Annotated in this window: 33 protein-coding genes; 22 read left to right on the top strand and 11 right to left on the bottom strand. The window is 46.6% G+C overall.

The window, feature by feature from the left end; genetic code table 11:
• Both QUA80_RS15700 and QUA80_RS15705 read left to right on the top strand, forming a co-directional pair.
• Positions 1-962: WD40 repeat domain-containing protein (locus tag QUA80_RS15700; RefSeq protein WP_333425948.1), on the top strand; the 962-nt coding region annotated here is incomplete at its 5' end.
• 463 nt (positions 963-1,425) lie between these two features.
• Positions 1,426-3,081, top strand: coding sequence for a SpoIID/LytB domain-containing protein (locus tag QUA80_RS15705; protein ID WP_333425950.1), 1,656 nt, complete (start codon positions 1,426-1,428; stop codon positions 3,079-3,081).
• A gap of 265 nt (positions 3,082-3,346) precedes the next feature.
• Here QUA80_RS15705 and QUA80_RS15710 read toward each other — a convergent pair whose 3' ends face one another.
• The gene (locus QUA80_RS15710; RefSeq protein WP_333425952.1) at positions 3,347-3,646 is read right to left on the bottom strand and encodes a ferredoxin; all 300 of its coding nucleotides are present in this window, start codon (positions 3,644-3,646) and stop codon (positions 3,347-3,349) included.
• 201 nt (positions 3,647-3,847) lie between these two features.
• Positions 3,848-4,045, bottom strand: a complete 198-nt coding sequence (locus tag QUA80_RS15715) for a hypothetical protein (RefSeq protein WP_333425954.1) — start codon at positions 4,043-4,045, stop codon at positions 3,848-3,850.
• A gap of 129 nt (positions 4,046-4,174) precedes the next feature.
• Here QUA80_RS15715 and QUA80_RS15720 point away from each other — a divergent pair, with 129 nt between their 5' ends.
• A complete protein-coding gene (locus tag QUA80_RS15720) occupies positions 4,175-5,188 on the top strand; it encodes a Gfo/Idh/MocA family oxidoreductase (protein WP_333425956.1) in 1,014 nt (337 codons plus the stop codon).
• Positions 5,189-5,239: 51 nt separating this feature from the next.
• On the opposite strand, the gene QUA80_RS15725 is transcribed toward QUA80_RS15720, so the two are convergent.
• The 3 genes from QUA80_RS15725 to QUA80_RS15735 all read right to left on the bottom strand — a co-directional run bounded on the left by QUA80_RS15725 (position 5,240) and on the right by QUA80_RS15735 (position 6,713).
• The gene (locus QUA80_RS15725; protein WP_333425957.1) at positions 5,240-5,845 is read right to left on the bottom strand and encodes a glutathione S-transferase family protein; all 606 of its coding nucleotides are present in this window, start codon (positions 5,843-5,845) and stop codon (positions 5,240-5,242) included.
• Between the two features lie 446 nt (positions 5,846-6,291).
• Positions 6,292-6,543: a hypothetical protein gene (locus tag QUA80_RS15730; RefSeq protein ID WP_333425958.1), complete on the bottom strand. Its 252-nt coding sequence runs from the start codon at positions 6,541-6,543 to the stop codon at positions 6,292-6,294.
• Between the two features lie 38 nt (positions 6,544-6,581).
• A complete protein-coding gene (locus tag QUA80_RS15735; RefSeq protein WP_333425959.1) occupies positions 6,582-6,713 on the bottom strand; it encodes a hypothetical protein in 132 nt (43 codons plus the stop codon).
• Between the two features lie 179 nt (positions 6,714-6,892).
• Between QUA80_RS15735 and QUA80_RS15740 the strand changes: the two genes are divergently transcribed.
• The 5 genes from QUA80_RS15740 (at position 6,893) to QUA80_RS15760 (ending at position 9,850) form a co-directional block, all read left to right on the top strand.
• Complete coding sequence (locus QUA80_RS15740; protein WP_333425961.1) at positions 6,893-7,024, top strand: hypothetical protein; 132 nt, start codon at positions 6,893-6,895, stop codon at positions 7,022-7,024.
• 191 nt (positions 7,025-7,215) lie between these two features.
• Complete coding sequence (locus QUA80_RS15745) at positions 7,216-7,518, top strand: pyridoxamine 5'-phosphate oxidase family protein (RefSeq protein ID WP_333425962.1); 303 nt, start codon at positions 7,216-7,218, stop codon at positions 7,516-7,518.
• 154 nt (positions 7,519-7,672) lie between these two features.
• Positions 7,673-8,026, top strand: a complete 354-nt coding sequence (locus QUA80_RS15750; protein ID WP_333425964.1) for a DUF5335 family protein — start codon at positions 7,673-7,675, stop codon at positions 8,024-8,026.
• Positions 8,027-8,109: 83 nt separating this feature from the next.
• Positions 8,110-8,805 (top strand): SDR family oxidoreductase, encoded by a 696-nt coding sequence (locus tag QUA80_RS15755; protein ID WP_445302244.1) that lies wholly within the window; start codon positions 8,110-8,112, stop codon positions 8,803-8,805.
• 61 nt (positions 8,806-8,866) lie between these two features.
• The gene (locus tag QUA80_RS15760) at positions 8,867-9,850 is read left to right on the top strand and encodes an aldo/keto reductase (RefSeq protein WP_333425966.1); all 984 of its coding nucleotides are present in this window, start codon (positions 8,867-8,869) and stop codon (positions 9,848-9,850) included.
• Positions 9,851-10,650: 800 nt separating this feature from the next.
• Here QUA80_RS15760 and QUA80_RS15765 read toward each other — a convergent pair.
• Entirely contained in the window at positions 10,651-11,613 is a 963-nt protein-coding gene (locus QUA80_RS15765) for a glycosyltransferase family 9 protein (RefSeq protein WP_333426075.1), read from the bottom strand.
• 169 nt (positions 11,614-11,782) lie between these two features.
• Here QUA80_RS15765 and ispD point away from each other — a divergent pair, with 169 nt between their 5' ends.
• The 3 genes from ispD (at position 11,783) to QUA80_RS15780 (ending at position 13,423) form a co-directional block, all read left to right on the top strand.
• A complete protein-coding gene (ispD, locus tag QUA80_RS15770) occupies positions 11,783-12,475 on the top strand; it encodes a 2-C-methyl-D-erythritol 4-phosphate cytidylyltransferase (protein ID WP_333425968.1) in 693 nt (230 codons plus the stop codon).
• 6 nt (positions 12,476-12,481) lie between these two features.
• On the top strand, positions 12,482-12,652 hold the full coding sequence (locus tag QUA80_RS15775; RefSeq protein ID WP_333425970.1) for a hypothetical protein: 171 nt from the start codon (positions 12,482-12,484) through the stop codon (positions 12,650-12,652).
• Positions 12,653-12,772: 120 nt separating this feature from the next.
• The gene (locus tag QUA80_RS15780; protein ID WP_333425972.1) at positions 12,773-13,423 is read left to right on the top strand and encodes a Uma2 family endonuclease; all 651 of its coding nucleotides are present in this window, start codon (positions 12,773-12,775) and stop codon (positions 13,421-13,423) included.
• Positions 13,424-13,498: 75 nt separating this feature from the next.
• Here QUA80_RS15780 and QUA80_RS15785 read toward each other — a convergent pair whose 3' ends face one another.
• Genes QUA80_RS15785 through QUA80_RS15795 form a run of 3 tightly spaced genes read right to left on the bottom strand, consistent with a single transcriptional unit; the run spans position 13,499 to position 14,993 of the window.
• A complete protein-coding gene (locus QUA80_RS15785) occupies positions 13,499-14,236 on the bottom strand; it encodes an SDR family oxidoreductase (RefSeq protein WP_333425974.1) in 738 nt (245 codons plus the stop codon).
• 9 nt (positions 14,237-14,245) lie between these two features.
• A complete protein-coding gene (locus tag QUA80_RS15790; protein WP_333425976.1) occupies positions 14,246-14,737 on the bottom strand; it encodes a carboxymuconolactone decarboxylase family protein in 492 nt (163 codons plus the stop codon).
• Between the two features lie 37 nt (positions 14,738-14,774).
• The gene (locus tag QUA80_RS15795; protein WP_333425977.1) at positions 14,775-14,993 is read right to left on the bottom strand and encodes an SDR family NAD(P)-dependent oxidoreductase; all 219 of its coding nucleotides are present in this window, start codon (positions 14,991-14,993) and stop codon (positions 14,775-14,777) included.
• Between the two features lie 173 nt (positions 14,994-15,166).
• On the opposite strand from QUA80_RS15795, the gene QUA80_RS15800 reads away from it, so the two are divergent.
• Both QUA80_RS15800 and QUA80_RS15805 read left to right on the top strand, forming a co-directional pair.
• On the top strand, positions 15,167-16,102 hold the full coding sequence (locus QUA80_RS15800) for an AraC family transcriptional regulator (protein ID WP_333425980.1): 936 nt from the start codon (positions 15,167-15,169) through the stop codon (positions 16,100-16,102).
• A 50-nt stretch (positions 16,103-16,152) separates the two neighbouring features.
• Positions 16,153-16,485: a hypothetical protein gene (locus QUA80_RS15805; protein WP_223300681.1), complete on the top strand. Its 333-nt coding sequence runs from the start codon at positions 16,153-16,155 to the stop codon at positions 16,483-16,485.
• Between the two features lie 166 nt (positions 16,486-16,651).
• On the opposite strand, the gene QUA80_RS15810 is transcribed toward QUA80_RS15805, so the two are convergent.
• Positions 16,652-17,584: a LysR family transcriptional regulator gene (locus tag QUA80_RS15810; protein WP_333425983.1), complete on the bottom strand. Its 933-nt coding sequence runs from the start codon at positions 17,582-17,584 to the stop codon at positions 16,652-16,654.
• Between the two features lie 301 nt (positions 17,585-17,885).
• Here QUA80_RS15810 and QUA80_RS15815 point away from each other — a divergent pair, with 301 nt between their 5' ends.
• The 6 genes from QUA80_RS15815 to QUA80_RS15840 all read left to right on the top strand — a co-directional run bounded on the left by QUA80_RS15815 (position 17,886) and on the right by QUA80_RS15840 (position 20,909).
• Positions 17,886-18,140, top strand: coding sequence for a hypothetical protein (locus QUA80_RS15815; RefSeq protein WP_333425985.1), 255 nt, complete (start codon positions 17,886-17,888; stop codon positions 18,138-18,140).
• Positions 18,141-18,245: 105 nt separating this feature from the next.
• Positions 18,246-18,524 carry a hypothetical protein gene (locus QUA80_RS15820; RefSeq protein WP_333425987.1) on the top strand — a complete coding sequence of 93 codons (279 nt, stop codon included), beginning with the start codon at positions 18,246-18,248 and terminating at the stop codon, positions 18,522-18,524.
• 87 nt (positions 18,525-18,611) lie between these two features.
• Positions 18,612-19,676, top strand: coding sequence for a tetratricopeptide repeat protein (locus tag QUA80_RS15825; RefSeq protein WP_333425988.1), 1,065 nt, complete (start codon positions 18,612-18,614; stop codon positions 19,674-19,676).
• Between the two features lie 53 nt (positions 19,677-19,729).
• A complete protein-coding gene (locus QUA80_RS15830) occupies positions 19,730-19,891 on the top strand; it encodes a hypothetical protein (RefSeq protein WP_333425990.1) in 162 nt (53 codons plus the stop codon).
• Between the two features lie 110 nt (positions 19,892-20,001).
• Complete coding sequence (locus QUA80_RS15835; RefSeq protein ID WP_333425992.1) at positions 20,002-20,337, top strand: clan AA aspartic protease; 336 nt, start codon at positions 20,002-20,004, stop codon at positions 20,335-20,337.
• Positions 20,338-20,399: 62 nt separating this feature from the next.
• Positions 20,400-20,909, top strand: a complete 510-nt coding sequence (locus tag QUA80_RS15840) for an N-acetyltransferase (protein WP_333425994.1) — start codon at positions 20,400-20,402, stop codon at positions 20,907-20,909.
• A gap of 254 nt (positions 20,910-21,163) precedes the next feature.
• On the opposite strand, the gene QUA80_RS15845 is transcribed toward QUA80_RS15840, so the two are convergent.
• A complete protein-coding gene (locus QUA80_RS15845; RefSeq protein WP_333425996.1) occupies positions 21,164-22,792 on the bottom strand; it encodes an adenylate/guanylate cyclase domain-containing protein in 1,629 nt (542 codons plus the stop codon).
• 37 nt (positions 22,793-22,829) lie between these two features.
• Between QUA80_RS15845 and QUA80_RS15850 the strand changes: the two genes are divergently transcribed.
• From QUA80_RS15850 to QUA80_RS15860, 3 genes are all read left to right on the top strand, one after another.
• Positions 22,830-23,090, top strand: a complete 261-nt coding sequence (locus tag QUA80_RS15850) for a hypothetical protein (protein ID WP_333425998.1) — start codon at positions 22,830-22,832, stop codon at positions 23,088-23,090.
• A 234-nt stretch (positions 23,091-23,324) separates the two neighbouring features.
• A complete protein-coding gene (locus QUA80_RS15855; protein WP_333425999.1) occupies positions 23,325-24,155 on the top strand; it encodes a prepilin peptidase in 831 nt (276 codons plus the stop codon).
• 62 nt (positions 24,156-24,217) lie between these two features.
• Positions 24,218-24,439 carry a hypothetical protein gene (locus tag QUA80_RS15860; RefSeq protein WP_172185103.1) on the top strand — a complete coding sequence of 74 codons (222 nt, stop codon included), beginning with the start codon at positions 24,218-24,220 and terminating at the stop codon, positions 24,437-24,439.
• Positions 24,440-24,524 lie beyond the last annotated feature (85 nt).

Here is a 24,524-nt window from a genome sequence, read left to right on the forward strand (position 1 = left end):
CAGAATTTAAAGGACATCAAGATGGGGTATCGAGTGTCAGTTTTAGTCCTGACGGCAAATACATCGCTACGGCATCATGGGACAATACAGCCCGGTTGTGGGATTTAACAGGCAAGCTGATACCAGAATTTAAAGGACATCAAGATGGGGTATCGAGTGTCAGTTTTAGTCCTGACGGCAAATACATCGCTACGGCATCAGAGGACAAAACAGCCCGGTTGTGGGATATCAAAGGCAAGTGGATACAAGAATTTAAAGGACATCAAGATGCGGTATTGAGTGTCAGTTTTAGTCCCGACGGCAAATACATCGCTACGGCGTCACAAGACAAAACAGCCCGGTTGTGGGATTTAACAGGCAAGCTGATACAAGAATTTCAAGGACATCAAAGTTGGGTATCGAGTGTCAGTTTTAGTTCCGACGGCAAATACATCGCTACGGCATCAGAGGACAATACAGCAAGGTTGTGGGATTTAACAGGCAAGCTGATACAAGAATTTCAAGGACATCAAAGTTGGGTATCGAGTGTCAGTTTTAGTCCCGACGGCAAATACATCGCTACGGCATCAGAGGACAAAACAGCGCGATTGTGGGATTTAACAGGCAAGTTAATACAAGAATTTAAAGGACATCAACGTAGGGTATCGAGTGTCAGTTTTAGTCCTGACGGCAAATACATTGCTACGGCATCATCGGACAATACAGCAAGGTTGTGGGATTTAACAGGCAAGCTGATACAGGAATTTAAAGGACATCAAGAGGCGGTATTCAGTGTCAGTTTCAGTCACGACGGCAAATACATCGCTACGGCATCAGGGGACAATACAGCCCGGTTGTGGCAAATCAGAAGTTTAGATGAAATGCTGGTGCAAGGCTGCGATTGGCTGCACGACTATTTGCAGAATAATGCTGATGAAAGCGATAAACACCTCTGCGATGAGATTAGTGCTCAGAAAAAATGATTTGCCAATCAGTCGGTAGGTACAAATAAACCGGTGCGGTGTAACAGAATGTAAAACTCCCGTAACTTTTGCGATTCCTGCGTTTGATATCAAATCCGGTAGCATCGGAATTAATATTACCCACAGCCAGGACACCGCCAGTGCCTTTCGTCGTTTCAACTTAAGCTTTTTGTCCGCCAGTCCTCTCGCCCACCCGGCAGTCCGCCAGGGAATGAATTCCCTGTCTAATAGCGAAAGTCCTCTCAAAGAGGACTGAATCATTCATTAGTCCTCTTTGAGAGGACTTTCGCTTTGAGGCAGGGGTTTCAACCCCTGTCGGACTATCGGTTTAACGTTAAGTTGACTTAACAGAATTCTGGCAACCAAACCAGCCTATCTTCGGCAATTCCCCTATAGCAGCCGCCAAATGTGCTAACGTACAATCAAAAATCCCCCAATTTCAACTATCGCGAGACAGATAACCGTGTTCGCTCAAGCACCTCCCACTCCCAATTACAAATGGTTTAGCTGCATTTCTAGCACTGTGTTCGCCGCACTGTGCCTGTTGCCCATTTTCAGCGCTGCGGGATACGCCCAAACTCCCCAAAATAGACCGATCAAAATCGGCGTGGTGCAGCGGTTTGGCACCAAAGCAACCGACAAACTGACGCTGAAAGCATTACCGGGCGACAGCTTAACTTTGCGTTACAAAACTCCTCAAGGCATAGAAACCAAAACTGCTGCTAGCGTCAAGTTAGAAATAGCCCCGAAACCGCTGGAATCGCCCTTAGTAGAAGAACGAGTGGTACTCAGTTCTCACCGCAGTTTTGAGAGTGCGGAAGACAGCGCCAATCAGTGGCGCGCCCAGGGAATAGAAGTAGAAATTGCTCAACCTTTGCGCTGGCAAGTTTGGGCGAAAAGAGATACTTACAACTCTCCTTTGGTGCGGCGCTGGCTGTTGCAAAGTTTGCAAGCTCAAGGTAACAAAACAGCTTTTTTGGATTCCAAAGTTATTAAACAAATACCCCAGGCATTTTGGGTTTTAAACGGCTTTCGTTTCAACCGCAATGAGTTGGATGTGACGGCCGGGAAAAATGTAATTGAGGTATTGGAACAAACTACCCAAGAGGCGACAGCTACTGAACCGGAAAAAGCTATTCAACAAACTCGCCGTTATGGCGGCAGTTTGCGCCTGCAAAAAAATGCTTACGGCACTTATACTTTGGTGAATGAAGTGCTGACGGAAACTTATTTGCGGGGTGTTGTTCCTCACGAAATTGGAGCTTTTTCGCCTTACGCTGCGATTGTCGCTCAAACTATTTTGGCCAGAACCTACGCCCTGAGAAATTTGCGCCGGTTTGCTGTGGATAATTATGAGTTGTGCGCTGATGTTAACTGCCAAGTTTATCACGGTTTGACGGAGGTTTACCCGCAAAGCGATAAGGCGATCGCCCAAACGAGCGGTTTGGTGCTAACTTATCAAAATCAGCTAGTAGACGCGCTCTATTCCGCATCTAGCGGCGGCGTGACAGCCTCTTTTAACGATGTGTGGCACGGCCCGGAACGTCCGTATTTGCGATCGATCGTCGATTCCCCTAACAATGTATGGGATTTGTCCAAGCAGAGTTTGTCTGACGAAAACAATTTCCGCCGCTTTATCAGTTTGGAAAAAGGGTTTAATGAAGAAAAAGAAGACACTTTTCGGTGGCGCGAACCCGCTTCTTTGACGGCGATTGGTGGATTTCTCAAACAGTACCTTCAGAAGAAACAGCACCCGCTGGCTAATTTGAAAACTGTCACTCAGGTGGAAGTGGTGGAAAGGTCGCCCGCAGGTCGAGTTTTGAAAATGAAGGTTCAAACTGACTTGGGCCCGATCGATATCGACAAAGACGAGATTCGCAATGCTTTTTACCCGCCGATCAGCACGCTTTTTTACCTAGAACCAATTTACAATCCCGACAAAACTCTCAACGGTTACGCTTTTGTGGGAGGCGGTTTCGGGCACGGAGTGGGGATGAGTCAGACTGGTTCTTACAATTTGGCTAATTTGGGCTGGAACGGATCTCAAATTCTGAGCTTTTATTTTCCCGGCGCTCAAGTTGTGCCGCTCAGCGATGCCATTACATTTTGGGGCCAATAAATAAAATTAAACTCCCAAAATTGAGTGAGGACTTGCGTAAAAAATATCGAATGCAAGCAGGAGCAATGCAATCTCAATCCGGGATTTTTGGGTATTTTTAGCACAAGTCCTAAAATTTTGAGATTTTAGATTTTCGATTCTAGACTGGTTTTACGAGTCAGCTAAAATCTGCGATCTAAAATCTCAAATTATTCGGTCAGCTATCGCCTCAAACAGCTATTAATCAATAGCTTGGAGTTAGACGAGATTGCTGACTGCCCCGATTTTAGTAGAGCTCTTCTTCTTTGTGAGTTTCTATGGTGCAGTCAGACGTGGGATAGGCGACGCAGGTGAGAACCATTCCGGCCTCGATTTGGTCGTCGTCCAAGAAAGATTGGTCGGATTGGTCAACTGTGCCTGATATGATTTTGCCGGCGCAGGTGGAGCAAGCACCAGCGCGACAAGAGTAGGGGAGGTCGAGTCCTGCTTCTTCCGCAGCATCGAGAATGTAAGTATCTTCATCAACGTCAATGGTCTGGTTAAGTCCTTCGGCTTCGCTGACGAGGGTAACTTTGTAAGTTGCCATGCACTAATCCTCTCAAAAATTCAACAAAATTTATAATTTTTCCTAATGCAACCTTCAAGGCTCTATTAGCTTTGAGGTTAGGTCTTAGGTTCGTTCCCTCTATGATAGTAGGGGAAAGAAGCAAGGTTGCAACACTCATTTACCAAAAATTTGAATGGGATTAGTTATAACTTTTTCTAATTTCATCTTGATTGCTTATACCTATGTGGGGTTCAGCGGTGGGATACTGTTGCTGCCGGACTTGCGCCAAATCACCCGGCTGTTGGGAAAAATCCTGTTTTGAGTCGCTAAATACACCCAAAAACCCGCTTTTTGGTTTGCGGTACGCCGATCGAGTTTCTGCAATACTTGCTGCAAGGCAAGTCCCAGCAGGCGGTGAAATGTATAGTTAGATCGCATTCAGACTTGGGTGTTAAAGGCTCGATCGAATAAATCGCACCACAACCACAGTTTAAAATCTGGGCGATGGCAACCTCAACCATTGCACCGCAAGTCTGTAACTATCTAAAATGTCGCATCTAAAATCCCATGACCAATATTGATACTCGCTTTGGTTTTTCAGTTAATTCTCCAATTCGCGTGGGGATTGTGGGTACTGGTTTTGCCGCTAAGTTGAGGGCCGAGACGGTTCAAGCTAATGGGCGATCGCACTTAGTAGCGATTGCTGGCCGCAACCCGGAGAAAACCGCAGCATTTTGTCAGGGATTCGGGGCCGAAGCTGCTGTTTCTTGGCGCAAGCTGGTAGAAAGAGACGATTTAGATTTGGTAATCGTCTGTACGGTGAACCGGGATCACGGGGCGATCGTCCTGGCGGCCTTAGAAAATGACAAGCACGTTGTGGTCGAATATCCTCTATCTTTAGAAGTATCTGAGGCCGAAAGGGCGATCGAACTTGCCGCCCAAAAGCAAAAACTCCTCCACATCGAACACATCGAACTGTTAGGCGGTTTGCACCTAGCAATCAAAGAATCTTTGCCCTTAATCGGTAAAGTGTTTTACGCCCGCTACCTGACTGTTAATCCTCAACATCCAGCCCCGCAGCGGTGGACTTATCAACATTCCCTCTTTGGATTTCCGTTAGTTGGTGCAATTTCGCGACTGCACCGATTTACCGATTTATTCGGGGAAGTCACAAGCGTTAACTGTCAAGCTCAATTTTGGGACACTCAGCCGGATTTGTACAAAGCTTGTTTGTGCAATGCACAGTTGCGCTTTGCCAATGGCCTTGTTGCTGAAGCTGTTTACGGAAAAGGAGAGACTTTTTGGCAGTCTGAAAACATTTTTACAATTTACGGAGAAGAAGGAACGCTGATTTTCACTCCAGAATCCGGTCAATTAATTCAGGGAGACAACCGGCAAACCATCAAAGTAGGAACGCGGCGCGGTTTGTTTGCTAAAGACACCGATATGGTGTTGGAACATTTGTTAAACGGTACGCCTTTGTACGTGAATAATGCCAGTAGTTTGTACGCTTTGAAGGTGGGAGATGCTGCGAGGCGATCGAGCGAAACTAGGCAAAATGTAGCCATTAGCAATTCATAAATATAATTTATCTACAGACTCTACGGGTGCGGAGTCCGCACCTTACTAATTTTAAGTTGATTGTGTAATGCTGATATATCGAGGTTGACTTTTTATGCGATCGATCCAAGTTTGAATTGCTGGAAATCTGGTTAAATCAAATCCGCCTTCGCCCGCAACATGAGTGTAAGCAAATAAACCGATGTCAGCAATCGTATAAAAATCACCAACAAAAAAGTCATGTTTTTCTAAATGCTGTTCCATCACCCCCAAAGCAGCATAACCGGGTGCTTGTTTTTGTTGCAGTGCTTCTCGATATTCTTCAGCTTTTCCTGTCATGTACCAAAACCGAGAAGTCGCAATAAAAGGTTCGTGGCTGTATTGTTCAAAAAATAACCACTGCATGACTTGAGCTCGTTCAAATTTCTCAGTCGGGAAAAACTTAGTACCTTCGCTCAAATAAAATATAATCGCATTGGATTCAAAGAGAAATTGATCCGGTTCTATTTCTAAAACAGGAATACGCCCATTAGGGTTTTTGACTAAAAATTCAGGAGTTCGACTTTCTCCTTTGAGAATATCAATTTCGATCCTAGCGAACGAAATATTCAGTTGATTTAAAAGCAAGCGGACTTTGTAGCAATTCCCAGAAAGCGAATATTCGTATAGTTTCAACATAAGCACTTGTTTAGATCGCAGAGAACACAAAACACGCAGAGTTAACAAACAAAGAGAAGTTCACAAGTTATTATTGTAGCATTTGCGAGTAAGAGCAGCTTTGCTACTTTCATAACTAATATGGGTAAGGTGCGCCACAGAACACCTAAACTCATCGAAATTGGAGATTCCCTGAAATTATACTGGAAAATTTCTCTCTAAAATGCGGAAACTATCGGCTTAACTTACGCAGTCATGGACGCACGCTTCCAAACAAGCGGTTTCTCGCTGTCACGTTTGAGCTAATACAAGCAAATTACATCAAACAACCGGGTTTTTGCATCTATGACTGTTACGGTTTTTGGGGCGTAGTTGGATTCAGCTTGACACTACCAGCAACCAGAGTCGCTGTCCTAGATTTAGACCTGATTTTTGTTGGTTCGGGACGCGGATTAGTAGCAGCTATACTAGCAGGAGTTACTCTGGGGTTCACCCATCAACCCGTTCCCTAAGAACAGCAATTTAGGAGTTGATTGGCTGTCGGATTTGAGTGTTTTGGGATTTTCGGTACTATCGGCTTGGGCAATGCAGCAAGTACCTGCTGCCCACGGTTCTGTGGTGTTAAGATTTTTGCCTTTAGCAACAGCGATAGCGCGGGTTTTGCGATCGCGCGATCGCCCTGATTTCACTTTTTGGATGGCTAGTATTTTCGGTAACACAACGGTTGTCTGTTTTGGATTAGCGGTGCGGGACACCTTCAACCGGCAGATTTAGCTTTGTTTGGATCTGTAATTGCTGCGGCTGTTGCCTCTGCTGAAGGTGGGGAATTAGCTAAAGCTAAGGTTTGAGGTGGATGGCAAGTTATCAGTTGGGCGTTAGTGATTGTCACTAATTTCGAGATTTTACTAACAATATTTGTTGTTTAAACTAAGCTATAATAACTGCATTTATCGCATAGTTGTGTTTTGCATATTTCAATTTATTCAATCAATTTTTAGCGTTTTTTGCTGGTTTAGGCATAATATTTAGTAATTTTAATATAGTTCAATTCAGTTATTTCTGCCATTTTTGACGCTCATTGTTGCGGTAATTTTGCTTGGTGAAACTGGGGAGCCGATCGCCCTAGTCACGACCTGTTTGGTTGTTGCTAGCCTAACTGTGGGTAAAAAAGCATCAATTAAGCGGGCAGCAGATTTGTGAGGCGATCGAGTCTATCTAACGATAGATGTAAAGCGCGGAGTATTTCTATTCAATACTATTAATAAAATTATAGGAAAATAGTAATGTTAGATATTGATGAAATGAGTTCAAAAGAAATAGACGAGCTGCTCTACAAAGTAGGGTAAGGTCATCTTGGCTGCATACACGAAGGCAAACCCTACGTGATGCCAATGAATTATTATCTCGAAGATTCGGACATCTACCTGTTTACCACCGAAGGCATGAAGACTAATGACACAGACGCGAATCCAGAAATCTGCCTGCTGGTTGAAGAAATACACGATCGGCTTTATTGGCGCAGCGCGATCGTAAATGGTCGAGCCGCGCGCCTCACTCTTGAGGAAGATATCGATCGGGCAATGCACTCGATCGAAGATCGCAATCCAACGCTGTCACCTGCGATCGCACCTAGATTGATGCTCGGGGACTTTCAGAAGCGATCGCCCTCTACCGCATCCACGCCAGTGAAATGAGCGGACGCACGACAGATGGAGTCAGTAGTCGGTAAGAAGCGAGATCCCTCAAACGTTGAGAATCTTGAGGGAAACCCCATTCTCTTAGGTCGAGAGTTTACAATAATGAATCCATGGCTTTGATTCTTTTTACTATTTTTTCACAACGAATCCTATGACAAACAAAATTAAGATAAACAAATCTGTGCCGCGCGAGCGATGGGGTGAATTTTTCGATCAGTTTTCAGATGGTAATCGCGGGCGGCATATTGCCATCGAAATCATCAATTCAGAACTCGGTGATGCAGAACTGATTAAGAACGCACCATTGATGGCGATGGTTTACGATCCCCCTGGAAAGGGAGATGATTTGGTGATTGAAGTGGGTAAAGATGTGGTGACTTACGCTCACACGATCGATTCACCAACTGAAATTTTAACGGCACAGGACTCAAACGGCGTGATGATGGCGCTTCGGATTAGTGACGCTGCTGGGACACAAACATTGATCAAGCTACAAGCTAGTTGAGCTAGAAGTTGAATAATGCTGAGTTTAGTTGATTTCAGTACCAATGTTTCGTGGCACACACTCAATAGCCCACAGAAGTTAATATGTCTGAAATTCAAAACAAAGTAGCAATCATCACCGGAGCCAGCAGTGGGTTAGGTGAGGCAACCGCGAGGCGACTTGCTGCTAGTGGAGCCAAACTAATGTTAGCTGCCCGCCGCGAAGATAGGCTCAAACAACTTGTTGCCCCGATCGCCCAATCAGGGGGAAGAGCAACCTACCAAGTGACAGATGCGGCAGATTGTGCACAGGTGGAAGCCTTGGCGCAAAAAACTTTGAGTACCTGTGGCCGCATCGACGTACTCGTAAATAATGCCGGCTTGATGCGGCTCTCTCCCCTCGACCAAGTAAAGGTGGAGGAGTGGGATCGGACGATCGATGTCAACATCAAGGGCGTTCTGTACGGGATGGCTGCCCTGTTGCCAACTGTGCGCCAGCAAAAGTCTGGTCACGTCATTAACCTATCTTCTGTGGCCGGACATAAGGTGTTTTCGGGGTCAGCGGTCTACTGTGCTACCAAGTACGCAGTGCGAGCGATCTCTGAAGGGCTGCGGCTAGAGTCAAACGGTGAAATCCGTTCGACTAATATCTCACCAAGAGCCGTTGCTACTGAGTTGACCGACACGATTGACGATCGAGATACAGCAGCGAGAATGAACTTTATGCGATCGCCATTGATGCAGATGCCATTGCCCGTGCGATCGCCCATGCCATTGAGCAGCCCGGTGATGTTGATATAAATGAAACGATCGTGCGTCCGACTCGTCAACGTCAAACACTTTAAAGTCAGAGGAGAATATCATGAAACAGCGAAAACTCGGCAATCAAGGATTACTGGTATCGGAACTAGGACTCGGCTGTATGGGGATGTCCGAGTTCTACGGCACAGCCGATGAGTCAGAAGCGATCGCCACCATTCATCGCGCCTTAGAGCTAGGCGTGACTTTGCTCGACACGGCTGATATGTATGGTATCGGTCACAATGAGGAGTTGGTTGGCAAAGCAATTAAAGGGCATCGCGATCGAGTCATCATCGCCACCAAGTTTGGCAATGTACGCGGTAGCGACGGCAGCTTTCTAGGCGTGAATGGCAAACCCGAATATGTCCGCTCTTGCTGCGATGCCAGTCTCAAGCGTCTGGGCGTAGATGCGATCGATCTTTACTACCAGCACCGAGTCGATCCAAACACTCCCATCGAAGAAACCGTAGGTGCAATGGCGCAGCTCGTCCAAGCGGGGAAAGTTCGCTACCTTGGGCTTTCCGAAGCCGCGAGCGCCACGATCCGCCGCGCCCATGCAGTGCATCCTATTTCGGCACTCCAGACTGAATATTCGCTCTGGAGCCGCGAGCCTGAAGCCGAGATTTTGCCCACCTGTCGAGAGTTAGGGATTGGATTTGTGCCTTATAGCCCTCTGGGGCGCGGGTTTCTCACAGGCAAAATCAAGAGCCTCGACACGCTATCTGAGGGAGACTATCGCGCACAACGATCTCCTCGCTTTCAAGACGATAATCTCCAGCAAAATCTGCAGCTAGTCGAGCAGATTGAGCAGATGGCTGCAGCTAAGGGCATCAAAGCTGGACAGTTGGCACTGGCTTGGGTTTTAGCGCAGGGCGAAGACATTGTGCCGATTCCAGGCACCAAACGCCGCACCTATTTAGAAGAAAACATTGCCGCAGCCGCTGTGACGCTGACTGCAGCAGAACTAGACCAGCTCGGGAAAGCGCTACCATTAGGAATTGCCGCGGGCGATCGCTACCCCGATATGAGCAGCGTCAATCTTTAGGAATTAGCGCGAGTAAAGTATGAGGCGTTGCTGATTAACGGTACGAACCAAATTTTTTCGGAAGTTACAAAACTCACCCGACTTGGCTGATGGCAATTCGGAACTATTGAATTGAGCCCTGTATTAAGCAACGCCAAGTATTCTTAACTATGGCTAAATTTTTGATTCAGGAGCGATCGATCGTGTCAAAAATTTTGGTTTGGGGAACACCCGTCAGTACCTACAGCAGATTGCAAGTAGATAGAGTACACTCGTGTCAGTACACAAACAGGTAAAATCAAACTTTACTCAATCGCATGAGCGATAAAAAGTAGTCAAAGCCTACGAGTCAGAAAATACATCAATTGAAAATTAGTCGCGCAATTTGATGTGAGTAAAGCTTTTGTACACAGACTACTGAAACAAAATCAAATAAAAGGTTATGTACAACCAGAAAAATAAGGTGGCACGATGAAAAGTGAGTTAGACGGATACTCGGCTCAACTTGCTCAGATAGTGACAAATATCCAGATACCACCCGCTCGGAATACCGTGAATACTTATGCAACTTCATGTAAATTTGGTATTACTTTTAGAGGATGATGGATGATTGGGAAGACTAACATAGAGTTTGAGATACCCGACTTCTTTCCTCGTCCCCGGCTCTGCCTGGGGACACAGACAAGCGAGGCTGTGCCTCTTGTGCAGCCCAGACAAGCGAGGCAGAGCCTCTAGATATGGGTTCCCAGGCAGAGCCTGGAAACCAGCTAAATTGTAGGGACAGGGCACGGCGCCGTGTCCTGACTTAGATATCCTAGTTTCTAGCCGCCCCAAACTTTCTTTAAAACCTCTTGAGGAGAGATGTCTGCCATTTTGCCAGTAGGAGATTTAATGCCCAAAAATCGATCGCTCTTTGGCAGCAATTTCGCCGGTTCAGTCGGGCCGAACAAAGCTATTGTATAAGTTTGAACCGCCACAGCTAAGTGCATCGGCGCACTGTCAGTACATATCATCAAATTAGCAGCAGCAATAGTGGCCGCCAACTTGCCGACATCATCAGGCGAGATCACTTTTACCTTGGGACATAACTCGACTAACTTTGTCACGAAGTCTGCATCTTCGGGGCCTTTCACAACAACAACAGGCAAATTCGGCTGCCGCTGCTGACAGTCTTCGATGATTTGCTTCCAGTTGTCTGTAGGGTAAATTTTGTCAATACCTTTAGACACAGCTAATTGACTGGAACCGCCGTGAATGAGAATGTAACCGCTCTCTTTGATTCCCAACCGCTGCTGTTCGGCTTCCGCCCACTGAATGTCCTGTTTTGGTACATTAATTGCCAGCGGCGGACAAGGATTTTTAATGTTGAATCCTTGCAACAAATCGTGGTACATTGAAGCCGCGTACTGTTCAGTTTTCAGCGGTACGGCAGCGGTGAGAAATCGAGCGCCGTTGGTTCCGGAATAGCCAACTCTCTGCGGAATGCCAGTCAGCCACAGCAGAAGTCCTACAGTCCAACGCTGGCCGAGGGAAATCACTGCTTCGTATTCGCGATCGCGAATTACGCCCAGTAAATTGCCCAAATCTGCCAGAGCGTTGCGGTCTTTGAAATTGTACGTCAAGACTTCTTTGACGGACTTGCAGACTCGGTAAGCGCCCTTCGCCCTCGGTTCCACGATGACATCAATTTGCGCCTCTGGATAAGACTGCTTGAGGTCATCGAGGGTGGGGAAAAATAAAATTTGGTCGCCAATCCCGCCTGGGACAAGTGCTAGTATTCGCATCATAAACGATCGGCTATTATCTATCGAGGTAGCTCTGTGCGATCGGCCTTCAGCTATCAGCTTATAGTATTTCTAGACATTAAAAGCTACTGGCTGACAGCTAAACAACTGACCCAAAAGTACAGGACGCTCTTAATATATACCTAGTTGGGTTAAGAACGGTTAGTTAATGCACTTATTAATTCCTGCGGCGGGTTCGGGGCGACGGATGGGGAGTCAGCGGAACAAACTGCTGCTGACTTTGCTGGGAAAACCTTTGCTGAGTTGGACTTTGGCTGCGGCTGAAGCTTCGCAGCACATTAGCTGGATTGGCATTATGGGCCAGCCAGACGATTTTCCTGATTTTAAAGCAATTCTGAGCGATTTATCTTTGGTTAAGCCCGTGGAACTGATTAAAGGAGGCGCCACCAGGCAAGAGTCAGTTTACAACGGTTTGCAGGCTTTGCCGCCCAATGCCGATCGAGTGTTGATTCACGACGGCGCGAGGTGTTTGGCAACTGCTGAATTGTTCGATCGATCGGCAGAGGCCCTCTTGACCTGTCCGGGCTTGATTGTAGCCGTCCCGGTCAAGGATACGATTAAGGTCGTAGATGAGCGTCGGATCGTGCGAGACACCCCTGAAAGAAGCAATTTGTGGGCAGCCCAGACTCCCCAAGGATTTGAAGTGAAATTGTTAAAGCAGTGTCACCAACAAGGGCGACAGAAAGGTTGGGAAGTTACCGACGATGCGGCTTTGTTTGAAAAATGCGGTTTACCAGTGCAAATTGTGGAGGGAGAAGAGACGAATTTGAAAGTCACAACACCCGTTGATTTAGCACTAGCGGAATTTATTTTGCGGCAGAGAACAGAGCAGAGTAAATAGAATTTGTTGAGTATTTTTAATAACGGCAAAGATGCCCGTTCCACAATCAAAAATTTGTTAGTTGTGGCACAGGCATCTTGCCCGTTCAATAATAATTTGTTAGTTGTGGAACAAGCATCTTGCCTGTTCAATAATAATTTGTTAGTTGTGGAACAGGCCGAAGAGCCCGTTCAATAATAATTTGTTAGTTGTGGAACAGGCCGAAGAGCCCGTTCAATAATAATTTGTTAGTTGTGGCACAGGCATCTTGCCTGTTCCTTATGTTATCTTAGAAATATCATATCTGGAAGTAAACATATGATTTCTGTTGCGCCGATCGCACCTCCGTTACTCATAGGCGAAAAGCGAGTATTGTTGAGAAATATTACTTGGCAGGGTTATCAACAACTGCTACAGATTTTAGGCGATAACCGAGCGGCTACATTGATATTCGATCGGGGGATTTTAGAAATTACCATGCCTTTAGAAGAACACGAATTTTCAGCACGCTTAATCGAACGACTGATTATTATTTTGGCTGTAGAGCTAGGTTTAAAAATCAAAACAATGGGTTCGACAACCCTGGATCGATCGGACTTAGAGCGCGGTGCAGAACCAGATAATGCCTATTACATCCAAAATCAGCCCCTCGTCGCCGGTCGTACAGTAGATCTAGCCACAGATCCGCCACCCGATTTAGTCGTAGAAATAGATATCACCCATACCGATATTGATAAGCCAGCTCTCTATGCCAGTATGGGAGTACCCGAGTTTTGGCGGTACAATGGTAGAGAATGGCGAATTTATAAGCTAGAGAACGATGAGTATTTGGAAGTATCGGTCAGCCCCACTTTTGCGATACTTCCCAAGGAAAAGCTCTACGAATTCTTGGCAACAGCGCAGCTAGATGAAGTAGAAGCGGAGGTTAATTTCCGCAACTGGGTGAGAGATATGACGAAATCTAACTAGGGAATTGGGCATTAGCGGCCGCCAAATTACGAGCTTCATCATACCGTATTTTCAAGAGAGAAGTTTCCTGTTTCGTTAGTAAGGGCTTGCTGTTGGTCTGACGATAATTTCGCTAACATCAACATCGTCAGGTTGTTCGATCGCAAATACAATCGATCGCGCGATCGCAGCAGCAGGAATAGCTATTTTGCGAAATTCTTGCATTCCCGATCTTGCAGTTTCATCAGTGATGCTCTCGGCTAACTCAGACTCCGTTACTCCAGGAGAAATCACCGTCACCCGAATGTCGCCCCCAACTTCTTGTCTCAAGCCTTCTGAGATGGCTCTAACGGCGAATTTAGTAGCACAGTAAACAGCAGCAGTAGGAGAAACCGCGTGTCCGCCGATCGAGGAAAGATTAATAATCTGACCAGATTTTTGTGCTTTCATGACAGGAAGTGCCGCCGCGATGCCGTACAAAACACCTTTGATATTGACATCAATCATGCGATCCCATTCCTCAACTTTCAGTTGTTCGAGTGCAGATAGGGGCATGACTCCAGCATTGTTAATCAGGACATCTACGCGATCGAACTTACTTTGGGCAAATTGAACGATCGCCTCCATTTGACTGCGTTGCGTCACATCTAGAGCCTGGTATTCGACTGTTCCACCCTCGGTGTAAATGTCCTTGGCGATCGCTTCTAGGCGATCGGTGCGACGTGCGCCTAAAACCACTCGCGCGCCGTTTTTAGCAAGCAATTTAGCAGTGGCTTCACCAATTCCGCTACTCGCTCCAGTGATGATAATGACCTTTCCATTTAAGTTTGACATTGATATCTCCTATTTTTGTGATGTTACTGGGAATTTGATGTTATTTTCCTGAAACAACTCTTTGAGAGTTCCTGCCGCAATCAAGGCGCGGGGGAAACCGGAAGTCACTGTGGTGATATAAATAACTTCCATCAGCTCTTCCGGCGTAGCACCGTAATTCAAGGCATATTGAGCGTGAACTTTGAATTGCGGCATTGTGCCTTGTGCCGCAAACCCTGCAAGTGATATAAGCTGGCGGGTTTTATTATCAAGCACCTCACGAGCCCAGATATCGCCTAGGGAATATTTGAGCGTCATGTCGGCAAGTTCTGGGAAATCTTTTTGAAGCTGAACAAAATGCGGCGGCAAACCTTTTCCACCTGACAAACTATTCAGAACTTTTTCGCCCCGATCTTGGCGTGTGATTGTTTCAGAAGGTTGTAGAACTGTTTCTGGCGATCGGGTAGGTGAAACCATAAATATTGATCCCGCTACGGTGAAAGTTAAAAATTGCTTGTTCATGATTTTGCCTCGCTTATAGATTTGCTAACATTTTCCTTCAAGCGAGGTTGATTTTAATTAAAGAAACATATTGCAGTGCAACAGCTTTAGCCCCGATCGCTTCGATCGCACATACAACACTTTTGGCTTCTTCATCGCTGTTGCGATCGGTCACGATCGCATCGACCCCTTTCTTGGCCCGACTCAACGCGGTATTTTTGCCAAGCCCTCTGCTCGCCCCTGTTACCAATGCGATTTTTGTCTTCTCTTCGGTCATTGCCTTATCCTTTTACTGTTTTATTCGCCTGCCTTCATAGTATGAGTAAGAGCAAGAATCCTAAATACACAGACCTCGCACTTTATTGCCTAATCCTCCAAACCCAGATTTCCCGAACCGATAAAGATGCTCTATAATGCAAAAGAGAATGGTTAAATCAATCAAAAACTAGCATGGCGATTGAAAAGGTCAACCAAGCAATCAACCAAAATGCGATCGGCGATCGGTGTAAAGAATTGGCGGCATTAGTAACCAGGCACACCGACGGCAAGGGGAACGGTTTTCATAAAACAGCTATAGATAAGCTGGAATTTACGCGAGAATCTGCTGTTCCCGCCGCACTGTACGGTATCTATCAACCTATTTTCTGCATTGTCGTTCAGGGCAAAAAAGAAGCGTTGCTGGGTGATGAAACTTATCGTTATGGTGAGGCTCAATATCTTGCGATATCAGTTGATTTACCTCTGAGTGGATTTGTTGTAGAGGCCACTCCAGACAAGCCGTATTTAGGATTCAAGCTGAATTTAGACCCACGCCAACTCTGCGATATTATCACTGCCCAAACCAAGCCAAGCGCCAGCAAGAAAGAAAACTCTGTCAGAGGTTTGTTTGTCAGCAATGCCGATGCACCATTGCTCGATTGCGCCCTCAGACTGACACGACTTTTGGATACGCCGCAGGATATCCCGATGCTGGCACCGATGATTATCCGCGAAATCTATTATCGTCTTTTAATGGGTGAGCAAGGCGAAGCTGTCCGCCAAATCGCAACATCTGGCAGCAATATGCAGCGCATCGCTGAGGTGCTCAAACTGATTAAAACTGATTTTGCAAAACCGATGCGGGTTGAGGATTTGGCAGGAAAAGCCAAAATGTCTCCTTCATCTTTCCATTACCATTTCAAGGAAGTGACATCGATGAGTCCACTTCAATATCAAAAGCAATTAAGACTATTAGAAGCACGTCGCCTGATGCTTGCCGAAAACTTCGATGCGGCAAATGCTGCCTATCAGGTGGGTTATGAAAGCCCCTCACAGTTCAGCCGCGAATATTCTCGTATGTTTGGTGCACCGCCGATCCGGGATATTGAGCGTTTGCGTACTGCTTGAGCGTAACTGTTTCGACTATATTGGTTTTGTTCGGTTAATACAAGTGGAGGATGAAACGAATGCAATATAGCGGTAAATGGCGGATCGCAGAGATGGAACTGTGGGATAGTGATTACTTAGACATGGAAGTTGAAGCCTATATTGAGATTGAACCCACAGGTTCGGGAGAATTTCAATTCGGTTTAGTATCAGGTCAAATTGACGGCGAAGTGGTAAAAGATCGAGATGATGAGCGATTCGAGTTTACATGGGATGGCAATGACGAATGTGAGCCTGCATCTGGTAGCGGTTGGCTGAGATTAAAGGGTAAAAATTCACTAGACGGTCGAATCAAATTCCACCAAGGCGACAGTTCTAGTCTTGTTGCAAAACGCATGAAATAGGCAATCAGCGATCGTACTATTGCTGATGCGAATTTTTTTAAACCGCAGATGAAAGCAGATAAACGCACATACAATCCCATCCGCGTTCATCTGTGTTCATCTGCCGATATCTGCGGTAACAAAATCCCAATCTCACCAATAACCAATAACAACTGACTTAAGTTAATCATGAAGGATTAATCGGAAAATCGCCCTCACTATCAACCTCTGCGGCACTTTTAACTAAATCCAAAAACGCAAACACGGCCGGAATCAACAACCCATCCCTCAAAACAGCCACCCCAATTACCCTTTCAAAATCGGCAGGCAAACTGCAAACTTTCACCGAAGTAGGTATCGGTTCCGCAGCCAAACGGGGAAGAATTGCTGTACCCAAACCTTGCATCACCATACTGACAATCGTTGAATCTTCGCTGAGTTCGTAAGCGATATTTAAGGGAAACCCCGAAGTTGTCAAATATTTTCGCAGCGGTACAGAACAAGAATTTTCGACCGGCTGCAAAATCAACGGATAAGCCGCTAATTCTTTCCAGGTAATCTTAGCACTTGACAATTTGGCAGTTGGCGGCAGCAACACAACATATTTATCCCGCAAAATTTCTCTAGTTTCAAATTCATGGGAGATGGGAAGAGAGACAAAACCGATGTCTGCTTTGCCCGATCGCAAAGCCTCTTCCACAGCTTGCGTATAATAAACTTCGGTAATACTGACCGCAATTTTGGGAAAGCAACTGCGAAATTTTGCAATAATACCCGGTAGGATATGAGTTGCGACACTCCGAAAAGTAACTATCCGTACCTGGCCTCCCTGCAAACCTTTTTCTAAATCCGCTTCTTTTACCATCATTTCTAAGGCGCGGGCTATTTGACGCCCGTGATTCACTACCCTTTCCCCCACCGGCGTCAGTTGAGCACCGTGTCGCCCCCGGTGGAACAGTTGAACTCCCAATTCTGTTTCTAAAGACGCGATGGCGTGGCTGACTGCGGACTGGGACAGTTCCAATTGCAAAGCCGCCTCGCTAAAGTTTTCACAGTCTGCTACTGCTAGCAAAGCCTGAATTTGAGAGAGTTTCATCCGCCGCGTATTGATTTCGTTCATAGCGTGTGTGCCAGTAGTACCCAAATTGTCACAATGGCTTCTATCAATCTATCGATTTTATTCATATAACCTATGCAAGCAATGCTTTGATTGTCAATTGCCGCAGAGTTAAGGTTAATTTATCAGGTAACAGATAGACTTCAACAAAAGTTGCAGGACAACAATATTAGGCGGTAATTGTCATGACAATATTGCATTTTTAAGCTATTGTCGGTCATTTTATGGATGCAATTTTTGTAGAAATTATAATTTCAAGGTGTGGGCTATGTCTACTTGCAGAAATCCGACCGATACCCCAACAATGAAAGTTGTTTCGATTGCCGATCGAGCTAAACCATCGGAAAAACATCTAGGACGATCTGTCTTTTGGGTGATGAATCAAATTTGGCAGTTTTTTTTCGCGGCCGACGGCCCCGACGAGCTGAGAATTTGGCAGACCTCAGATAATGATGGTAACACTTGGTGGCACGGTTGCGATCGAGCTACAGGTCGCTCGATCTACGCCGCAACTGACGATGAAATGCGCGATTGGATCGCTCGGCGTTACTGCCAATAGTCGATTGTCGGTTGTGTGGAAATGAAGTGAAATACAGTCTTCGATTAGCAATTTCCAATTAGCAATTTCCAATTACCAATTCCCAATTACCAAGTAGGAGATGCTATGCTTCAAATATCTTCCGAGTTGGCAGCGCCCGTTAGCGGAACCCTCGAAGAGGATCGCATTATGTTGATGGAAAACGAGGTATACAGATTGCCTCAAACTCATCGAGAAATTCAAGTTTTGTCAGGAACTGCTTGGATCACGGTTGACAGACAGGACATCATCTTGCAAAGCCATGAAAAAGCATCGCTTCCACCCAGTAAAAACTTTGCGGTCATCTCCGCACTCAACAATATGCCGCTAATTTTGGCAGTCAGGCAAGACAAAAAACAACTCTGAACTTAGCGATTGAGAAAAAATTCGGCAGGAACGCCCCAAAAAGCTCTATCTTAATAGTTATCACTTAGCTATTGGAGGACTCGATCGGTGTACTGCCGCTCTTACCACTTCAGCTATCTCGCAGCTATAAGTATTGTCTTATCGCCCGCACTCAGCCTGCTGCCAATGTCAGACGCTCGGGCTTATGCCCCAATTATAAATGCGCGGCGCGCCCAAGGGAGCTATCGCGCCCAAGCAACAGACCCCAAAACGCAAGCAGACCAACTCTTTGAAACAGGGGTAAAACAGCACCGCGAGGGTTTGTTTCGAGAAGCAATCGAGACTTTTGAGCAAGTTTTGGCAATTCGCAAGCAACTCGGCGACCAAGCCGGAATCGGAGAAACCCTCAACAATATGGGGGAAGTTTATGGCGAAATGGGTTTGAGGCCCAAAGCTTTGGAAGTTTTGGGGCAAGCTTTAGTCATTCACCGAGAAATCAGCGGAGGGCGTCGTATCGCGCGCACTCTCAATCTCATCGGTTTCGTCAACCGGATTGGGGACAATTTTTCCGAAGCGATGAAACTGCACCAAGAAGCTTTGGAACTTGCCAAAACTGCCAACGACCAAATTGAAATTGGAGAATCCCTCCACAACATCGCCGCCGTGTACGGAGAACAGGCAGATTACGCTAAGGCGATCGAATTTTACCAACAAGCGCGCACGATTCGCACTACCTCCGGCGATCGCCGCGATTTAGGCCGTACCCTCAATAACATGGGCGGCGTCTACTACAACATCGGCGACTTTAATAGAGCGATGGAATTTTACCACCAAGCTTTAGCAATTCGCCGGGAAATCGGAGACAGGGCTGGCGTCGGCCGCCTCCTCAACAACATGGCACTTACCTCTCGCAAACTCGGTAAAGATACTCAAGCGCTGATCTATTTTCAGCAAGCGATACCCATGTTAGAAGCAATCGGCGACAAGACAAGTATCGGACGCTTGCTCAACAATATGGGCGCGATTTATGAAAGTATCGGTCAATATGCTAAAGCTCTTGAATCCTACGAAGGAGCTTTAAAAATTGCCCGTGAGGGCGGTGATAAAGTCGGAGAAACTACAGCGATGGAGGGTATTAAGCGATTGTCTTCCGGTCAGCTTGTGCCGCAATAATTGCTGTGAAGCGCTATAATTTGATTAACATTGCGATCGACGAAAGGTGAAATATGCAAAGCTCCATTCTGCTGGGCAGCGAAGAAGTTGCAAGGCGTGCCCAGAGGCTCTACGACGAGCAAATCCGTCAAGAAGTAGAGCGAGAAGAGAATATCGGCAAAATGGTCATCATTGATATCGAAACAGGCGATTATGCAGTAGACAAAATGGGTTGAGAATCAGCACGGCAGTTGCGGAAAAAGAATCCTAACGGTCGGTTCTTTGGGATTCGGATTGGGTTCAATGTTGCGGCCGCAATCGGTGGATTGATGGAGCGGGTTTCAGAGTGATTTCTGGAATCGTAACGGATAGGCACGCGACGGTTTCTGTACCATTTCGTCTGCCCGATAGACCCGACGTTACAATTGAATTTGTGATAGATACAGGATTTACCGACTTTCTCTGCTTACCTCTGGAAGTTGTATCCATCTTGGGATTGCCTTTTGAGTACAATATGCGTGCGAATCTGGCTGACAATAGCAATGTATTGCTTCCGGTACATACCGCTACGATTCTTTGGACTGCAGAGGAGCGAGATGTTCGCGTACTTGCAACAGGAGCAAGACCGCTACTTGGAACTGCTTTGCTGGATGGATATGAACTGGTTGTGCAGTTTACATAAGGTGGACTGGTTACTATTGAAGAGTTGTAAGTTTTTAATAACTCCCTTAATCAATCTAAGCTATGGATATCCGTACCGAAAAGCCAGAAGATTTAGAGGCAGTGCGCCAAGTTAATATTGCGGCATTCGGGCGAGAAAATGAGGCCAACTTAGTCGATCGATTGCGGGGAATGGAATCTACATTTTCCTTCGTTGCCGTACAATCCGATCGCATTGTCGGACACATTTTATTCAGTCCGGTTGTTCTCGCAGGAAAATGTTCCAGCAATTTGTCGATTCTGGGGTTGGCACCAGTCGCAGTTCTTCCCGAATACCAGCGCCAAGGTATAGGAACGCTGCTGATCCAGCAGGGTTTAGAAGAGTGCAGGCGATCGGGATTTCAGGCAGTGGTTGTGCTCGGTCATCCAGATTTATATTCGCGTTTTGGGTTCATTCCTGCTAGTAGAAAAAGCTTGAAATGCGAATACGATGTGCCAGATGAGGCTTTTATGGTTTTGGAGTTAGAAAGTGGATCTTTGCAGGATTGCAGCGGAACGGTGAAGTATCGATCGGAGTTTAGTCTATGCGAGTGACTTTCGCGGCGGTTTTTCTGACGATGTATCGTACAACCAACATTACACAATTGAGATTTAGGAATTAGAGTGGAAAGCTGTTGTGCTGTACTTGCTTTTGTGAAGCATAAAATTTCCACAACTATTGCCCAGCAAAATTATAGCGCTTCTCATAAAGATGAGGTATTTATTAATTAATTAACAATTCCTCAATCCCCCAATCCCCCAATCCCCCAATCTAAACTTGTACCTCATCTATCTGAAAAAGGCTATATTTAAACGCCCCCTTTTCCCCTCTCCACGTTTGCACCGTGCAAAGCAAAAACCGGAGTCGGAGCAGATTTCCCCTTCAGAGAAACAGCTCCCAAAGCCTCGCAAATGAAGTTTAGCTCGATCGACTCACACACCCTTTCAGCAATCAAAATTTGGTTTTCCCCCGCCTTGCTCATCAACCGAGCCGCCGTATTCACCGTATCGCCGAGGATATTAAACTCCCTGCGCCCTCGCGGTTCCCCAACCTCAGCAGCAAACACCGGCCCCAGGGACAGCCCAATTTGACAGCTTACTTTGATTTCTTGACCCTCGATAATTACCGGAGGCAAGGCGACAATAATATCTCGGATTGCAATTGCCGCACTAGCGGCGCGGCTGGCGTCATCGGTGTGAGCGTCGGGTACGCCAAAATAAATCAGCATATCCGAACCGTCTAAGTGCGCCGTTACTTTTTGCAACACGCCCCCTTGAGCTGACACTACAGCATCAATCGACGCAAACACCCGAGAAAAACCCAGTACCAGATTGACTTCTTCCTCCAGCGAAGCTTTGTCCACAGACTCGGGTAAACCAATCAAGTTGACAAACATCACCGTCGGTTCGGGAAAATCCGGCGGGATTTTCCGCCTGTCAGCATTTTCCACCAGCAGTCTCAGAATGGCTTTGGGAATATAACTAGCAAGGGGTTCAAGCCGCTTCACAGCTTCCCCGATTTCTTTTACCAAGCCCGAAACGCTGCGATCGAGCAATACCGAACTCGGCATCCGCCGCCCAGTCAAAGTGATATCATACTCTCCGAGTCGATCGTCGGTGAAATCGTCCGCCACCAAAAAATAACCCGGTTTTCCGGGTTCAAAACGAAATTGCTCTCCCAAAGACTCTCTAGCAGTTTCAGTCAAACACACCCGCCCCACAGTTCCAGAACCCTCAGTTTGCTTGGCTTGCTGGACTGAATGCCCCAGCAGTACGTGAGCCATCCGCTGCGGGGTGCCAATGTCAGCACTAATGTAGCGGCCGCAGTGGATGCCCACCCGCATTTTCAAAGACAAAACACCCCGCGCTGTTTCAATATTGGCAAATTCAGCCATCGCCCGCTGCATCCGCAAACCCGCCCGCACCGCCCTGGCTGTATCCTCTTGGTGAATTCCTGACAGAAACTGCACCAGCATTGCATCTCCGGTAAACTCCAGCAAATCCCCGCCGGATTTGCTGACAATTTCAATCATCGAGGCAAAATAGTCGTTAATCACGCCCAGCAGCTTTTCAGCTCCCTTGCGCCCTTGGGCCGCGTTCGCTTCCAACAGCGACGTAAACCCTTCTAAATCGGTGAACAGCAAGGTGCCTGTTTGCCACTGGTAGCGCACCTCGCCGGGGTTGGGCGGAGATTCCGACACCGGCCTGGGCACGTAGTCGTGGAGGATGTAGCGGAGAGTGCGGAGGTGCTCGAAAACTCCCATGAGCGTTGCGGGGGACGGATCTACCCACGCAGCAGCGTACAGTTGCGCAGAAAGGAGCGCTCGCAGCCGCAGTTCGATCGCAGCCAAGGGAGGATTGTAGGTTAATCTATTAATAATTTCCACCTCGTCTATTCTTAAAAAATAAGGTAAGTTCGATCGCTCTAGAGGCAACACCAATAACTCGACTTAATACCATTATGATAAGTTTCCAGTGAACCCATACCAACCCAACCCAGAACCCGCGATAGAAACTTCCAAAAGTCACAGTTTGCTAGCTCCCGATTTGATCGAAGCTGCTCGATCGGCCTATGGTATGTATCTAAAAGTGCATTCCGACCAGATGCAGCGTCCGGCCGGTGTAGTTGTCAGTCAAGGCAGCGATCGAGGTCAGCTAATTTTTGCTTCGCAGCCCGTTTTGTTGCCCGGTGAACGTTTTGTTACTTTTGACGAAATTGAATCTCAAATGTATTAATGGGTAATTGGTAATTGGTCATTAATCATTGGTAACTAATATTATGTCCGCTCCTGCGATTGCCATAAAATAGGTTTCTAGTGCAGGCATAAGTTTTCAGGATTTTATGAAAACTTGCATTCTTGACTGTTAACACCTTTTATGATGGGTAACTGACCGGACACGATCTAAAAAATAACAACTAACAAGCGACACATAACCACAGTCAACAATGAACAGTCAACATACAACTTAATGGAAATAATCTTTAATTGCCTTGTCACGGCGATCGTCTTTATTGTCGGAGCGGCTATTGGCAGTTTTCTAAATGTGGTAGTCTATCGGTTGCCTGCGGGTTTGTCGGTGATACACCCTCCTTCTCGCTGTCCCAAATGTTTAAATCAACTCAGAAATTACGAAAATATACCCGTGTTCGGTTGGCTGTGGCTGCGGGGACGCTGCAATCACTGCCGCAGTAGGATTTCGGCCCGCTATCCGCTGGTGGAAGCAGCTACGGGTTTGCTGTTTTTGCTAATCTTTTGGCGGTTTGGCGTAACAGTGCAAACTCTGGGTTTTTGGGCTTTGTTTAGCTGGCTGTTGGCTTTGTCTTTGATTGATTGCGATACAATGACTTTGCCTAATTCTTTAACTCGATCGGGTTTGGTTCTCGGATTGGTTTTCCAGGTGGCGAAAGGTTGGTGGCCGACATTTAGTCCGATCGACTCGGTACACTATCTGGTACTCGACGGGATCGCGGGATCGGTTGTGGGGTTGTGGCTGTTTGACGCAATCGGACTCGCCGGGACGATCGGCCTGGGGCAGAATGCGATGGGGGCCGGGGATACCAAATTGGCGGCCTTGATGGGAGCTTGGCTGGGCTGGAAATATTTGCTGCTAGCGGGATTCATCGCCTGTGTAGCCGGGGCTTTTGCTGGTGGCGGGGCGATCGCCCTCGGGTTGCTAGATCGGCGTCAACCTATGCCTTTCGGCCCGTTTCTGGCTTTCGGTGCAGCAATTACTGCTTTGTGGGGCGAAGCCATCTTATCTACTTACTTGCAGTTGTTTTTTCCGAATTTTAGTTTGTGATCGGCTGCTGATCTAGCGATCGAACTTCATAATATCGGTTCATAAATTGGTAAAATTGTCCCGTGTCTTGGATTACACTTAAAACCACTAGCTTTCGCTGGGAAGCGGAATTAATGCAGCAGCTCCTGGCTGCTCATCAAATCCCGGCTCGGATTGTAGACTTGGGCATAGCATCTTATTTGGGGGCTGGAAGTGCTACAGCCCTGCAAGTTCTTCCAGAACACCAGCGAACTGCATCGCTCCTCATCAGTCCCGTTGAAGATGAGCCAGAATCTGGTGATTAGTCATTAGTCATTAGTCATTAGTCACTAAACAACTAGCAATTGACAACTAGCAACTGACAACTAACAACTACTAATTACCAATTAC

Origin of the sequence: Microcoleus sp. F4-D5 (assembly GCF_036704885.1) — a bacterium.
GTDB lineage: Bacteria > Cyanobacteriota > Cyanobacteriia > Cyanobacteriales > Microcoleaceae > Microcoleus.